Raw genomic sequence first — 574 nt, 5'->3', positions numbered from 1 at the left:
TGATGAATCGAAAGAAACATCTTCGGGTTGTGAGGTTAAGCGACTAAGCGTACACGGTGGATGCCCTGGCAGTCAGAGGCGATGAAGGACGTGCTAATCTGCGATAAGCGTCGGTAAGGTGATATGAACCGTTATAACCGGCGATTTCCGAATGGGGAAACCCAGTGTGATTCGTCACACTATCATTACGTGAATACATAGCGTAATGAAGCGAACCGGGGGAACTGAAACATCTAAGTACCCCGAGGAAAAGAAATCAACCGAGATTCCCCCAGTAGCGGCGAGCGAACGGGGAGCAGCCCAGAGTCTGAATCAGCATGTGTGTTAGTGGAAGCGTCTGGAAAGTCGCACGATACAGGGTGAAAGTCCCGTACACAAAAGTGCATGTGTTGTGAACTCGAAGAGTAGGGCGGGACACGTGGTATCCTGTCTGAATATGGGGGGACCATCCTCCAAGGCTAAATACTCCTGACTGACCGATAGTGAACCAGTACCGTGAGGGAAAGGCGAAAAGAACCCCGGCGAGGGGAGTGAAAAAGAACCTGAAACCGTGTACGTACAAGCAGTGGGAGCA

At 51.0% G+C, this 574-nt stretch carries 1 rRNA gene; it reads left to right on the top strand.

Annotated features, from left to right (window positions below):
• Window positions 1-33 precede the first annotated feature (33 nt).
• Window positions 34-574, top strand: a 23S ribosomal RNA gene (locus tag OGY13_RS01825); the annotation flags it as partial.

Source organism: Citrobacter sp. Cpo045 (assembly GCF_030332875.1).
Classification (GTDB): Bacteria; Pseudomonadota; Gammaproteobacteria; order Enterobacterales; family Enterobacteriaceae; genus Citrobacter; species Citrobacter portucalensis.
This window is presented reverse-complemented; position numbering and strand designations above follow the sequence as displayed.